The organism is Cryobacterium sp. TMT1-66-1, from assembly GCF_004403435.1.
Classification (GTDB): domain Bacteria; phylum Actinomycetota; class Actinomycetes; order Actinomycetales; family Microbacteriaceae; genus Cryobacterium; species Cryobacterium flavum.
Genome location: NZ_SOGP01000017.1, coordinates 270,811 through 282,965, shown reverse-complemented (window position 1 = coordinate 282,965; position 12,155 = coordinate 270,811). Strand labels below are relative to the sequence as shown.

Annotated in this window: 10 protein-coding genes and 1 pseudogene; 3 read left to right on the top strand and 8 right to left on the bottom strand. The window is 65.7% G+C overall.

Annotated features, from left to right (window positions below; translation table 11 throughout):
* The 3 genes and pseudogenes from E3T29_RS13490 to E3T29_RS13480 form a co-directional block, all read right to left on the bottom strand.
* Window positions 1–309: pseudogene (locus tag E3T29_RS13490) on the bottom strand (hypothetical protein); the annotation flags it as partial.
* Window positions 306–665: a PadR family transcriptional regulator gene (locus E3T29_RS13485; RefSeq protein ID WP_134346004.1), complete on the bottom strand. Its 360-nt coding sequence runs from the start codon at window positions 663–665 to the stop codon at window positions 306–308. The gene E3T29_RS13485 and the pseudogene E3T29_RS13490, both read right to left, overlap by 4 nt.
* A gap of 111 nt (window positions 666–776) precedes the next feature.
* Window positions 777–1,262: an OsmC family protein gene (locus tag E3T29_RS13480; RefSeq protein ID WP_092340896.1), complete on the bottom strand. Its 486-nt coding sequence runs from the start codon at window positions 1,260–1,262 to the stop codon at window positions 777–779.
* Window positions 1,263–1,347: 85 nt separating this feature from the next.
* Between E3T29_RS13480 and gabT the strand changes: the two genes are divergently transcribed.
* Complete coding sequence (gabT, locus tag E3T29_RS13475) at window positions 1,348–2,724, top strand: 4-aminobutyrate--2-oxoglutarate transaminase (protein WP_134346002.1); 1,377 nt, start codon at window positions 1,348–1,350, stop codon at window positions 2,722–2,724.
* 5 nt (window positions 2,725–2,729) lie between these two features.
* On the top strand, window positions 2,730–3,722 hold the full coding sequence (locus E3T29_RS13470; protein WP_104129980.1) for an asparaginase: 993 nt from the start codon (window positions 2,730–2,732) through the stop codon (window positions 3,720–3,722).
* Here the strand turns inward: E3T29_RS13470 and E3T29_RS13465 are convergent.
* From E3T29_RS13465 to E3T29_RS13450, 4 genes are read right to left on the bottom strand one after another with little or no spacing between them, the layout of a single operon-like run.
* Window positions 3,719–4,525: an ABC transporter permease gene (locus E3T29_RS13465; protein ID WP_174774976.1), complete on the bottom strand. Its 807-nt coding sequence runs from the start codon at window positions 4,523–4,525 to the stop codon at window positions 3,719–3,721. The genes E3T29_RS13470 and E3T29_RS13465 overlap by 4 nt on opposite strands.
* Window positions 4,522–5,439: an ABC transporter permease gene (locus E3T29_RS13460; RefSeq protein WP_134346000.1), complete on the bottom strand. Its 918-nt coding sequence runs from the start codon at window positions 5,437–5,439 to the stop codon at window positions 4,522–4,524. The genes E3T29_RS13465 and E3T29_RS13460 overlap by 4 nt, the downstream gene beginning before the upstream one ends.
* Before the next feature lie 2 nt (window positions 5,440–5,441).
* Window positions 5,442–6,641 (bottom strand): ABC transporter ATP-binding protein, encoded by a 1,200-nt coding sequence (locus E3T29_RS13455; protein ID WP_134345999.1) that lies wholly within the window; start codon window positions 6,639–6,641, stop codon window positions 5,442–5,444.
* Window positions 6,641–7,855 carry a PotD/PotF family extracellular solute-binding protein gene (locus E3T29_RS13450; RefSeq protein WP_134346062.1) on the bottom strand — a complete coding sequence of 405 codons (1,215 nt, stop codon included), beginning with the start codon at window positions 7,853–7,855 and terminating at the stop codon, window positions 6,641–6,643. The genes E3T29_RS13455 and E3T29_RS13450 overlap by 1 nt, the downstream gene beginning before the upstream one ends.
* A 249-nt stretch (window positions 7,856–8,104) precedes the next feature.
* Here E3T29_RS13450 and ald point away from each other — a divergent pair, with 249 nt between their 5' ends.
* On the top strand, window positions 8,105–9,220 hold the full coding sequence (gene ald / locus E3T29_RS13445) for an alanine dehydrogenase (RefSeq protein WP_134345997.1): 1,116 nt from the start codon (window positions 8,105–8,107) through the stop codon (window positions 9,218–9,220).
* Here the strand turns inward: ald and E3T29_RS13440 are convergent.
* Entirely contained in the window at window positions 9,217–12,150 is a 2,934-nt protein-coding gene (locus tag E3T29_RS13440) for an FtsK/SpoIIIE domain-containing protein (RefSeq protein ID WP_134345995.1), read from the bottom strand. The two genes, ald and E3T29_RS13440, sit on opposite strands and share 4 nt — an antisense overlap.
* Between the last annotated feature and the right edge of the window lie 5 nt (window positions 12,151–12,155).

The following is a 12,155-nucleotide window of genomic DNA, read 5'->3' as shown; positions in this document are numbered from 1 at the left end:
GCCCGCCCGCGCGGCACCGACCCGGGTGCGCAGCCGGCGCAGCCGCGGCACGCGGGCTTCGGGCGTCGCTCCCCGCACGGGAAGCCCGGCCGCGCCACGCAACTCGTCGGCGTAGGCGACCGGATCTCCGAGGTCAAAGCCGGGCGCCGCGGCATCGCCGGCATCCACGTCGGCGGCCTGCTCGGTGAGGTCGGCTTCGAGGCCGTCGGTGAGGTCGTCGACGTCATCGGCGGGAAGATCGTTCAGGGCCGCTCGCACGGCCAGGGCAAAGTCGCGAATGGACTGCGGAGTCGTAGCTGTTTCGCTCATGAGTTGTCGCCGATCGTGGGTAGGAGAGCGGAGCGCTGCGGATTCTCGAGCAGCTGGGTGAGAGTGTCGGCAAAGTGGGTCCAGTTCGCGCGCTGTTCGGCGAGCATGGCCCGGCCGTGCGGGTTCATTCCGTAGTACTTGCGGTGCGGCCCGCCGTCCGACGGCACCACGTAGCTCGACAGCGCCCCCGCGCTGTACAGCCGCCGCAGGGTGCCGTAGACCGAAGCGTCGCCGACCTCGTCGAGTCCGGCGGCGCGCAATCGGCGCACGATGTCATAGCCGTAGCCGTCGTCGTCAACGATGACGGCCAGAACGGCCATGTCAAGCACCCCCTTGAGTAACTGGGTGGTATCCATCGGCATCCCCTTCATCGGCTCGAGCGTTCGCTCGCACCTTCAACGGATCCCACACTACTACGCAAACCGCACTACTGCGCCATGCGCAATTTCTGTCCTTCCGGGACGCTGCTAGACCGTGGTGACCGGCTCGTGCACGACCGGAAAGTTCATCGAGGCCCCGATGAAGCACTCCCGCGCCGCCTCGGCGTGCAGCGACTGCGCAAAATCGACCTGGGTGGGGTCACTTATCGTCACGCGCGGGCGGAGGGTAGCGGATGCGAAACTTCCGCCGCCGCCCGGCCGCTGGCGCATCACTCCGACCGCGGAGTCGGTATAGGCGGTGACCGTCACCCCGTGCCGCACGGCCACGTGCAGGTAGGAGAGCATGTGGCACTGGCTGAGCGCGGCGAGCAGCAGCTCTTCCGGGTTCCAGCGTTCGGCATTTCCGTGAAAAGTCGGGTCGCTCGATCCCTTGATGACGGCCTTGACCTCGGCTCCCTTGCCCACCGGCGTGATCGTGTGCTGTCGGCCGTAGGCCCGATAGCTGCTCGTACCACTGCCCTCATTGCCGGTCCAGTCGACCCGTACCGCGTAATTGTGCTCGCCGAGCATGATTCCCCCTCGAAATCGCTATCTCCTTCAGCAATTCTGACAGCACAACCAGCCTCGTGGGGAATGAGATCGGTAAAGTGGATGCATCATGACTGACACCCTCACAAACTCTGCTACCACTGCCGCCGCGACCATGTACTCCGTCGCGCAAGAACGAAAGATCGTCACGGCCATTCCCGGTCCGATCTCTGCAGCGTTGCAGGAGCGGCGTCGAGCGGTCGTCTCCGACGGCGTCAGCTCCATGCTCCCCGTTTACATTGCCAAGGCCAACGGGGCGATCCTCGTTGATGTTGACGGCAACCAGTTCATCGACCTCGGTGCCGGAATCGGCGTCACCACGATCGGCCACACCGAGACCAGCGTCGTTGCCGCGGCCATCGAACAGTCCCAGGACTTCATCCACACCCTGTTCACCGTCACCCCGTATGAAGAGTACGTGCGCGTCGCCGAATTGCTCGCCGAGCACACCCCGGGTAATTTCCCGAAGAAGAGCGTGCTCATCAATTCCGGCGCCGAAGCCGTCGAAAACGGCGTGAAGATCGCCCGCAAGTACACCGGTCGCCGCGCCGTCGCGGTACTCGACCACGCCTACCATGGCCGCACCGTGCTGACCATGGCCATGAACTACAAGGCCATGCCCTACGCCACCGGCTACGGTCCCCTCGCGAGCGATGTCTACCACGCCCCGAGTTCCTACCCCTATCACGACGGACTGACCGGTGCCGAGGCGGCCGCCCGCACCATCGCCTACCTCGACAAGGTGATCGGGGCATCCGATCTGGCCTGCCTGGTCGTCGAACCCATCCAGGGTGAGGGCGGTTTCATGGTACCTGCGGATGGCTACCTGCCCGCCCTGCAGGAATGGTGCACCAAGAACGGTGTCGTCATGATCGCCGATGAGATCCAGAGCGGCATGGCGCGCTCGGGCAAGTACTACGCGAGTGAGCACTTCGGCTGGATCCCCGACCTCGTGCTCAGTGCCAAGGGCATCGCCGGGGGCTTCCCGCTCGCCGCCGTCACCGGCCGCGCTGAAATCATGGATGCTTCCCAGCCCGGCGGCCTCGGCGGCACCTTTGGTGGCAACCCGATCTCCTGTGCCGCTGCGATCGCTGTGTTCGAGGCCATCGACGCGAACAACCTGCTCGGCGAAGCACAGCGCATCGAGCGGTCGCTCACGGCGGGCCTGACCGCGCTCAAGAACAAGTACGACATCATCGGCGAGATTCGCGGCCACGGTGCCATGATGGCGATCGAGCTGGTGCAGCCCGGTACCGGCGACACGACGAAGGCGCCCAACGCCGCCGCGGTGAGCGCGATTTCGACCTACGCCGGCCAGCACGGCGTGCTGCTGCTCACCGCCGGCACCTACGGCAACGTGCTGCGTTTTCTGCCGAGTCTCGCGCTGTCTGATGCCCTGATCGTCGACGCCCTCTCGGTGATCGACGACGCCATGGCCGCGCTGTAGCCACTGTGACTGAAACCTTTACGGTCGACGATTCCGTCGAGCTCGCCGTCGTGGAGCGCAGCGGCTTCGTCGAATCCCGCCACGCCGGTTCGGCGATCGTGCTCGGCACCAACGGCGAGGTGTTGCGGGCGCTCGGCGACGTCACCAGCGCGGTCTTTCCGCGCTCGGCGATGAAACCGTTCCAGGCCGTCGCGGTCATGGCCAGCGGCGCCGCCCTGCGGGGAGCGGATGCCGCCATCGCTACCGCGAGCCACAGCGGCACCGCCGCCCACATCGAACTCGTTCGCGGCCTGCTCTCCCGGGCCGGAGTTCCGGAAACGGCGCTCGCGTGCCCTGCTGCCTGGCCGATCGACTCCGCCGCCCGAGACGCTCTCGTGCGCCTCGGTGCCACCAAGGCACCGGTCTACATGGAGTGCTCGGGCAAGCATGCGGCCATGCTCGTGGCCTGCCAGCAGAACGGCTGGGCGCTGGACGGCTATCTGGACCCGGCGCATCCGCTGCAAAAGCGCATCCTCGACGTGCTCGAACGCTTCACCGGCGAACGACCGGTCGCCTCCGGTATCGACGGCTGCGGCGCCCCGGTGCACGCGATCTCCCTCGGGGGCCTGGCGCGCGGGATCGCCCGCATTGCCACCAGCAAGTCCAACTCCCCGTTCGCGATCTACCGCGAGGCCGGTTTTCTGGCCGAAGCGGTGCGCGCCAATGGCTGGGTGGTGGCCGGTCCCGGCCACTCCGACAGCATCGTGATCGACCGGCTCGGCCTGTTCATGAAGGGCGGCGCGGAGGGAATCATGGTCGCAGCCGCCGAAAACGGTACCACCGTGGCACTGAAGATACTCGACGGCAACCTGCGGGCCGCCGCTGCGGTTGCAGTCAGCCTGCTGGCGGACGCTGGGGCGATCCAGCGAGCGGATGTCGCGCAGTTGCTGCCCGAGCTCGGCCTCACGGTGACCGGCGGCGGCCGTCCGGTCGGAGAGATTCGCGCCAGCTACATTTAGCTCAGCTTGGCCAGCCGCCGCGCCTTCGCCGCCCCGGACACCTGCACCGTCACGACCACGACAAGCGCGAGAATGAACACGGCCGACGCGAGCACGTTGGCCTCCGCCGGAATACCGCGTGCCGCCGAAATGTAGATGTACTTGGGGAACGTCGTCACCGCCCCGGAGTTGAAGTTCGTGATGATGAAGTCGTCAAAGGACAACGCGAACGACAGGAGAGCGGCCGCGAGAATGCCGGGCAGCAGCAGCGGAAAGGTGATGCGCGCGAATACCTGCCAGGCGGAGCCGTACAGGTCGCGGCCGGCTTCTTCCAGAGCCGGGTCGAGGCTGGCCACCCGGGCCTTCACCGTGACCACGACGAAGCTGATGCAGAACATGGTGTGCGCCAGAATGATCGTCAGCATGTCCTTCGGCACACCGAGCGACAGAAACTGCGCCGCCAGGCCGGCGCCGAGCACGACCTCCGGGGTAGCCATCGGCAAAAACAGCAGCAGGCTGGTCTGTGACCGAAACTTGAACCGGTAGCGCACGATGGCGATCGCAATCATGGTGCCGAGGGTGGTCGCGACGACCGTGGCCACGGCCCCGATGAACAGGCTGTTGCCGAAGGCTTGGCAGACAGCACCATTTTGTACGTTGCAGACATTGAGCCACTTGTCGAAGGTGAATCCGCGCCAGGTGATGTTGGATTTGAGGGAGTCGTTGAAGGAGTAAACGAAGGTGTAGCCGATGGGAATCATCAGGAACAGCAGCGCCAACCCGCTGTAGACGGGCAGCAGCCATTTGCCGAGGGACAGTTTCACAGCAGTTCCTCCGTTCCGGATCGCTTGACGTAGATACTGACGATCACCAGGATGACGGTCATCAGAATGATGGACAGGGCCGCCGCCGAGGGGTAATTCTGCAGCACGAGGAAGTTCGCCTCGATCACGTTTCCCATCATCTGGGTGCCGGTACCACCGAGAAAGTCCCGACTGGCGTTGATATAGTCACCAGCCGCAGGGATGAAGGTGAGCAGGGTGCCCGCCACGATGCCGGGCATCGACAGCGGAATGGTGATCTTGCGGAACACCTGGAATGGGCTCGCATAGAGGTCGTTGCCGGCCTCGAGGTAACGCACATCGAGCCGCTCCAGCGTCGTGTACAACGGCAGGGTCATGAACGGAATGAAGTTGTAGGTCAGGCCGAAGATCACCGAAAACGCGGTGCCGGTCACGTGTGCTTCCGGTCCCAGCAGCGAGAGCGCTTTGAGCGACTGCACCACGAAGGACTCGTCGGAGAACAGCTGCTTCCAGGCCAGGGTGCGCAGCAGAAAGCTGATGAAAAACGGTGCGATCACGAGTACGAGCATGAGGCTCTGCAGTAGCGGCCATTTGCGGGCTTTCACGCCGATAAAGTAGGCCAGCGGGTAGCTGATCACCAGCGCGAAGAATGTCGCGGCCAGCGCGTAGCTGAACGATCGCACGATGTGCGGCCAGTAGGTCGTGATGACCTCGGTGTAGTTCTGCCAGCGAAAGGCATAGTCGTACTGGCCGATGTCACCGAACTCCCGGGGCGTCTGAAACGAGGTCAGCAGCAGCGAGACCAAAGGGGTCAGAAAGAACAGCACCAGATAGAGGATGCCCGGCAACAGCAGAAACAGCGCCACCGGGCTGCGACGCCGGGCGACGGGGTCGGTCGACGTCGCAGTCGCGGTCGAGAATGCGGCGAAGGCCATCCTTAGGCCTCCTCAAGCTCCGTGACGAGCAATGACCGACGCTGCCGCGCGATGGTCTTGGTGTCGAGGTCTGCCTCGAACCGCGGTGCGTCGGCTGGATCATCGTCGAGTCCGAAGCCGTGGTCGACGTTCCAGCTGAGCCACACTTCGGCACCGACGTGCGCGGCCGGGCCGAAAGCCACGTTCTGGGCGAACACGACGAGTGTTCCGACGCCGGGAACGGCGACAAGGTACTGCGTGCTGACGCCGCTGAACGACACGTCGATGACCTTGCCCGGGCCCATCGTATTGCGTCCGGCGTCGTAGGCCGGTTCGTCGGCGTGCAGGGTGAGTTTTTCGGGGCGCACACCGATCGTGACCTCGCCCGAGATTCGGTGCGCACGCTCAAGCGGCACCACGATCTTCTGCCCGGACACGTCGACCGCGATGGCGGTACTCGTGGTGGACACGACGGGGCCGGTGAACAGGTTGGACTGGCCGAGAAAGTTCGCCACGAAGGCGGTCTTGGGCAGTTCGTAGAGCTGCTGCGGTTCACCCATCTGCTCGATGCGCCCCTTGTTCATGACCGCGATGGTGTCGGCCATGGTCATGGCCTCCTCCTGGTCGTGGGTCACGTGCAGAAAAGTGAGGCCGACCTCCTCCTGGATGGTCTTCAACTCGAGCTGCATCTGGCGCCGCAGCTTGAGGTCGAGGGCCCCAAGCGGTTCGTCGAGCAGGAGCAATGCCGGCCGGTTGACGATGGCGCGGGCCAGGGCCACGCGCTGCTGCTGACCGCCGGACAACTGCTGCGGTTTGCGGTGGGCCAGGTGGTCCAACTCAACCAGCAGCAGGGCCTCGTGCGCTTTGGCGACCGGATCGCCGATCTTGCGGCGGCGGAGACCGAAGGCGACGTTCTCGAGCACGGTCATGTGCGGAAACAGGGCGTAGCTCTGGAACACGGTGTTGACCGGGCGCTGGAAGGATTTCTGATTGGTCACATCCGCTCCCCCAATCAGGATACGGCCGCTCGTGGGCTCTTCGAGGCCGGCGACCAGACGCAGGGTCGTCGTCTTGCCGCAGCCCGAGGGACCGAGCAGCGCGAAGAACGACCCGGCCGGAATGGTGAGGTTGAGATTTTCAATAGCGGTGAACCCGGGGAAACGTTTCTCGATGCCGACCAGCTCCAGGTCGGCACCACGATCAGCGAACGCACCGATGACCATCAGGCTGCACCCAGCAGGATCGCTTGGAACTGAGCGTTGAAGGTCTGCTCCTCTGTGCCGTCGAGCCCCCGGAACACGTAGGCGTTGGCGAGGGTCGCATCGTCGGGAAAGATCAACGGATCTTCGGCCAGCGTCGGGTCGATGGCCATCATGGCTTCTTTGGCACCGGCGACGGGGGTGATGTAGTTGACGTAGGCGGCGACCTCGGCGGCGACGGCCGGGTCGTAGTAGTAGTTGATGAGTTCTTCGACGTTCTTCTTGCCCGGCGAACCGATCGGCACGACGAAGTTATCGTTCCAGAGCGTTCCGCCCTTTTCGGGAACGATGAAGCCCCACTTGTCGCCATTTTCGGCGTTGAGCTGCACGATGTCGCCCGACCAGACGATCGCGGCCAGGGTGTCTTCGTTGGCGAGGTCTTCCTTGTAGGAGTTGCCCTTGATGTTGCGGATCTGGCCGTCGGAGACCTGCTTCTTGAATTCGTCGATGGCGGCGGTGAATTCATTTTCGCCCCATTTTCCGGAGATGTCGACGCCGTGATCGAGCATGATCAAGCCCATGGTGTCGCGCATTTCGGAGAGTACGCCGACGCGGCCCTTCAGCTCGGGGACCCAGAGGTCTTCAACCGATTTGAGGCCCTGCGGGTACTTTTCCTTGTTCCAGGCCAGGCCAGCGAAACCGCCCTGCCAGGGGATGCTCATAGCCCGGCCCGGGTCGAAGTCGACGTTCTGCAGTGACGGCAGCAGATTGGAGAGGTTGGGGATATTGGCGTGGTCGAGTTCCTGGGTGTAGCCAAAACGGATCATGCGGCTGACCATCCAGTCGGTCAGGCAGGCGACATCGGCTCCGATGTCCTGGCCGAGGGCGAGCTGGTCTTTGACCTTGCCGTAGTACGAGTTGTTGTCGTCGACGGCTTCGGTGTACTTGACCGAGATGCCGGTTTGCGCTTTGAACGCGTCGAGGGTCGGGTAATTGCCGGCATCGTCGACGTCGATGTACAGCGCCCAGTTGTCCCAGCGGATGGTCTTGTCGGTAGCCGACGTGTCGGCCGCAGCGGTGGGCTTGGCCGCACCTCCGGTGGAGCACGCGGCGAGCGCGAGGGCCGTTGCACCGGCACCGGCACCGGCGAGGAGAGTTCGGCGACCCAGCTGCGCCTTCTGCGCCTGGCGAATGAGTTGGCGAATCATGGGATCGGCGGGCAGCGGCTTGGACTTCATCATGGTTCTCCTAGCATTCTGGGCACGCACACGGTCAGACTCGCTGCGTTGCGAGTTGGTCGATAATTGCACATATCGGTGGTGGAAACATCTAAAAGAGTTCAAAACATTGATCTTGCAACCGATTTGTCACGAAATCAGCACAAACTTGCAACATTCGCCCTCGAAATCGTCGGTGCGCCACGACTAGGGTGGTGGCGATGAGCCGCTGGACCTCGGCCGAGGAGCGCGCTTCGAGAGAGGAACACCATGAGGATCGCCATTCCCACCGAGATCAAGAACAATGAGTTTCGGGTCGCGATCACCCCGGCGGGGGTGTACGACCTCGTGCTGCACGGTCACGACGTGCTCGTGCAGTCCGGCGCGGGAGTCGGTTCCTCCATCAGCGATGAGCAGTATGTCGCGGCCGGCGCGACCATCCTGCCGGATGCCGCGAGCATCTGGGCGGCCGCCGACCTGCTGCTCAAGGTCAAGGAACCCGTCGACAGCGAGTACGGCTATTTTCGCGCCGACCTGGTGCTGTTCACCTACCTGCATCTCGCCGCAGAACCCGAGCTGACCCGGGCCCTGCTCGGCAGCGGAGTCACCGCGATCGCCTACGAGACCGTGCAGTTGCCCTCGCGAGCTCTGCCGTTGTTGGCGCCGATGAGTGAGGTCGCCGGCCGCCTTGCGCCGATCGTGGGGGCCAATGCCATGCTCAAGCCGAATGGCGGCCCCGGCCTGCTGGTGCCCGGCGTCCCTGGCACTCACCCGGCAAAGATCGCTGTGCTCGGCGGCGGGGTGGCCGGCACGGCCGCGATGCAGGTGTCGCTCGGGCTCGGCGCTGAGGTGACCGTGCTCGATACCAACCTGTTCCGGCTGCGCGAGATCGATGCCCTGCACTTCGGGCGGGTCAAAACCATTGCTTCGAACAGCTTTGAGATCGACAAGGCCGTCGTCGAAGCTGACCTGGTCATCGGTTCGGTTCTCATTCCGGGAGCCAAGGCCCCGAAACTGGTCAGTAACGAGCTCGTGTCGCGCATGAAACCGGGCAGCGTGCTCGTGGATATCGCCGTCGACCAGGGCGGTTGCTTTGCCGACAGCCATCCCACCACGCACGCCGACCCCACCTTCACCGTGCACCGATCGCTGTTCTACTGCGTCGCGAACATGCCCGGCGCAGTGCCGCACACCTCCACCTATGCTCTGACGAATGCGACCCTGCCCTACGTGCGCGCACTCGCGACGCTCGGCTGGGTCAATGCGTTGCGCGCGGATTCCGCCCTGGCCCAGGGGCTCAATACCTTCGCCGGGCGGCTGACCAGTGCCCCCGTGGCGCTCGCCCACGGGTTGCCACACCAGCCCGTCGCCGAAGTGCTGGTCTAATCGGGGAGCATCGCCCTGGTCACCTCGCCGTTCGGGTGCAACACCCAGACCCGCCCGCGCCCGGGCGCCAACGGCGGCGGTAACTCCCGTCGGTGGCTGATCAGCCGAAAATCCGACAGGCTGCACCGGTCGAAGACCAGGCTGGCCGCCGTGTTGTTGGCCGTTGGAACCCGTAGCCGGGCCAGCAACGTCCAGTGCGTCTGCCAGGATTCGGCGTCACCGACGACGATCAGCTGACCGGCGGCGTCCGTCTGGCCTGCCTCTCCGGAAACCAGCAGAGCGGATGCCGCCGGCCCGCTTGTTCCCGCCAGTTCCAGAACCGGCGCGCCGAGGACGGTGCGCAGGCGGGTGGCGGCGCTCGTCGGCGACGATGACACGATCAGGAGCGGGCCACCAGTGGTCAGCGCATCAGGCAGCCTGGCTGGCGGTACGACCGGTGCCGCAGTCGGAGCCAGCAGTTGCACGCGCAGACCGCGCCAGACTCCCCCGCCCGGCGGCAGCGCGGCGGTATAGCTGGCCGATTGCCCACCGGCCGCGAGGTGGTCCTGCACGCTCGGCAGTTTCAACAGCAGGGAGCTCTGGCAGAGTGCAGCCAGCCCGGGAACCACGCTGGTGTGCCGTTGTACGGCAACAACGACGTTTACCCCCGCTGCCGGGCCGTCCCGCAGCAGGCCGACGAGCAGGTCGATGGCGGCGAGCCGGTGGTCGGGCTGCCAGCGAGCGCAGACGGAATCAAAATCGTCGAACAGTATCAACCGGGGTGAGCCCGCAGTCTGCTGCCCGGTTTCCACGCTGGTGCTGAAGCTCGCAAGGGTATCCCAGGCCGATTCGACGTCGGCGGTGACGAGGTGGACCCCGGTGTGAGTTTCGGCCGCACCGGCAACTGCCTCAGCCAGTGTGTGCAGCAGGGCGGATTTACCCGAACCGGCCCCGCCGACGACGAGCAGATGCCCGTCGACCTGGGGGTCGTAGGCGAACACGAGGTACCGTTGACGCTCGGGTTCGTCGAGCAACCCCAGCGGAAAGCCAGATGCCGCCGCCGCGCTCGCCAGGTCGGCCGCCGTGACCACCGGCGGGAGCGCATCGAGCCAGGGCCGCCTCGGGACGAATCCGCCCGCTGCCGACGGTGTCGACAATGCCGCGGCAGCGATGCCAGCGATGTCGAGTTCCCGGGTCGTCGCGACCTGGCAGAGCACCGGTTCTCCGGTTTCGGTGGCGATCAGGCACCGTCCAGGCTGATTCGGTGCCAATTCGGCCGCAGCATCCGTGCCGATCACCGCCTGGCTGTCGGCACGGTTGTTCACCCGCAAGGACAGGCGCAGGCTGCAGTTGGCCAGCAGGGCGTCTCGCACCACCCCGGCCGGTCGTTGGGTACAGAGGATGAGGTGCACACCGAGCGACCGTCCACGCGCGGCAATGTCGACAAAGAGGGCGTGCAGCTCGGGAAACAGCCCGAGCATGGTGGCGAATTCATCGACGACAATGACCAGCCGGGGCAGCGGATGCGTCAGGCGCACGTCGGTCACGTCCCGTGCCCCGGCCGAACTGAGGGTGCGCTCCCGGTAGCGAAGTTCTGCTCCCAGGCTGGCCAGGGCCCGGGTCGCCGTGGCCGCGTCGAGGTCGGTGATGAGGCCAACGCAGTGCGGCAGCCGAGCCAGCGGTTGAAAAGCCGCGCCGCCCTTGAAATCGACCAGCAGAAAGTTCACCTGGCCCGGCGAATAGGTCGCGGCCAGAGCTGCCACCCAGGTGGTCAGGAGCTCGCTCTTGCCGCTGCCGGTAGTTCCGCCGACCACGGCGTGCGGCCCGGATCGCACCAGGTCAACGTGCACCGGCCCGTCTCGGCCGACACCGATCGGGCAGTCGAGGCCCGGCGGAGCTGTCCCGCCGGTGATTGCCGGGGCATCGGTACCGTCTTCGAGCAGTTCCGCCAGGGTGAGCGTGGTCAGGAGCGCCCCGGACTCCCTTGCCATCCCGGCGGCACGGGCCTGCTCGGTGAGGGCCACCGCGAAGTCGATCGCCTCAGCTTGGGCGAGCAGCTCCGGGCAAAAGTCGAGGGGCGGCGCGCGATTGGGCGCACGAATGATCTGCGCCCTGGTCGGCCCAGCGATGCGCACGACCGTTCCGCAGCCTGGGGGCAGGTCCTCGAGCCGCGTTGCCACGGCCAGGAGCAGCCGCCCGCGATCGGGTTCGTCTCCCAGCGGATGCACGGAGGTGGCCGTTCGCAGCAGTAGCGTGAGCCGTCGCGGCGTCACTCCGGCCTGCGGCAGCTGCGCCGCCCAGGCCCAGTCGGTAGCCTGAGCGTCGGTGGTGATTGCGACGCCAAGGTCGGTCGGCGGCAGAGCGAAACACAGTTGCACGAGCACGGCGCGGGCAACGCCCGCTGCGAGCGGCATCGGTCCGACGATACCGAGTCCGGGCGTCAGGTCGACGACGACCGGAGCGCCGGTGACGGTCGAGGCCCACTCCCGAAGTTCCCGGTGCTCGTTTGGGGCGCTCGCACCGCCCAGTCGGATACCACTCGGGGCCGGGCCGACGCCCAGCGCGACAAGCGTGGCATCCGTTTGCCGCCAGCGCGCGGCAGCAGCACACCCCCGCACAATATTTCGGGCTGATGGGGTGTGCTGCCAGGCCTCGTCGCGCCAGCGGGACTGGCGGTCGGTGATGACCGTACGCAGCAGTGCCAGGGCTTCGGCGTGAGCGGCCGATTCAGCCCGGCGGCGTTTGCCACCCGAGCGCTTGGAATCGAACATGCTGGCCACCGCGATGATCGGGCTGAGAACGGCGAAGATCAGTGCGAAAGCCGAGCCGGTGATCATCCAGATCAGCCCGGCAGCAACCAGGGGCGCCACGCTGGCGAGCAGGGGGAATCCCGCCGGAGGCAGACTAGCTGGCGCGGGTGGCAGCGCGAGGGTTTCATCGACGGTGGACACGCCAC

Excerpts from the sequence above, each read along its gene's own strand:
- E3T29_RS13485 (WP_134346004.1), bottom strand. The coding sequence starts at position 665 with ATGGATACCACCCAGTTACTCAAGGGGGTGCTTGACATGGCCGTTCTG.
- gabT (WP_134346002.1), top strand. The coding sequence starts at position 1,348 with ATGACTGACACCCTCACAAACTCTGCTACCACTGCCGCCGCGACCATG.
- E3T29_RS13460 (WP_134346000.1), bottom strand. The coding sequence starts at position 5,439 with ATGGCCTTCGCCGCATTCTCGACCGCGACTGCGACGTCGACCGACCCC.
- E3T29_RS13455 (WP_134345999.1), bottom strand. The coding sequence starts at position 6,641 with ATGGTCATCGGTGCGTTCGCTGATCGTGGTGCCGACCTGGAGCTGGTC.
- E3T29_RS13450 (WP_134346062.1), bottom strand. The coding sequence starts at position 7,855 with ATGAAGTCCAAGCCGCTGCCCGCCGATCCCATGATTCGCCAACTCATT.
- ald (WP_134345997.1), top strand. The coding sequence starts at position 8,105 with ATGAGGATCGCCATTCCCACCGAGATCAAGAACAATGAGTTTCGGGTC.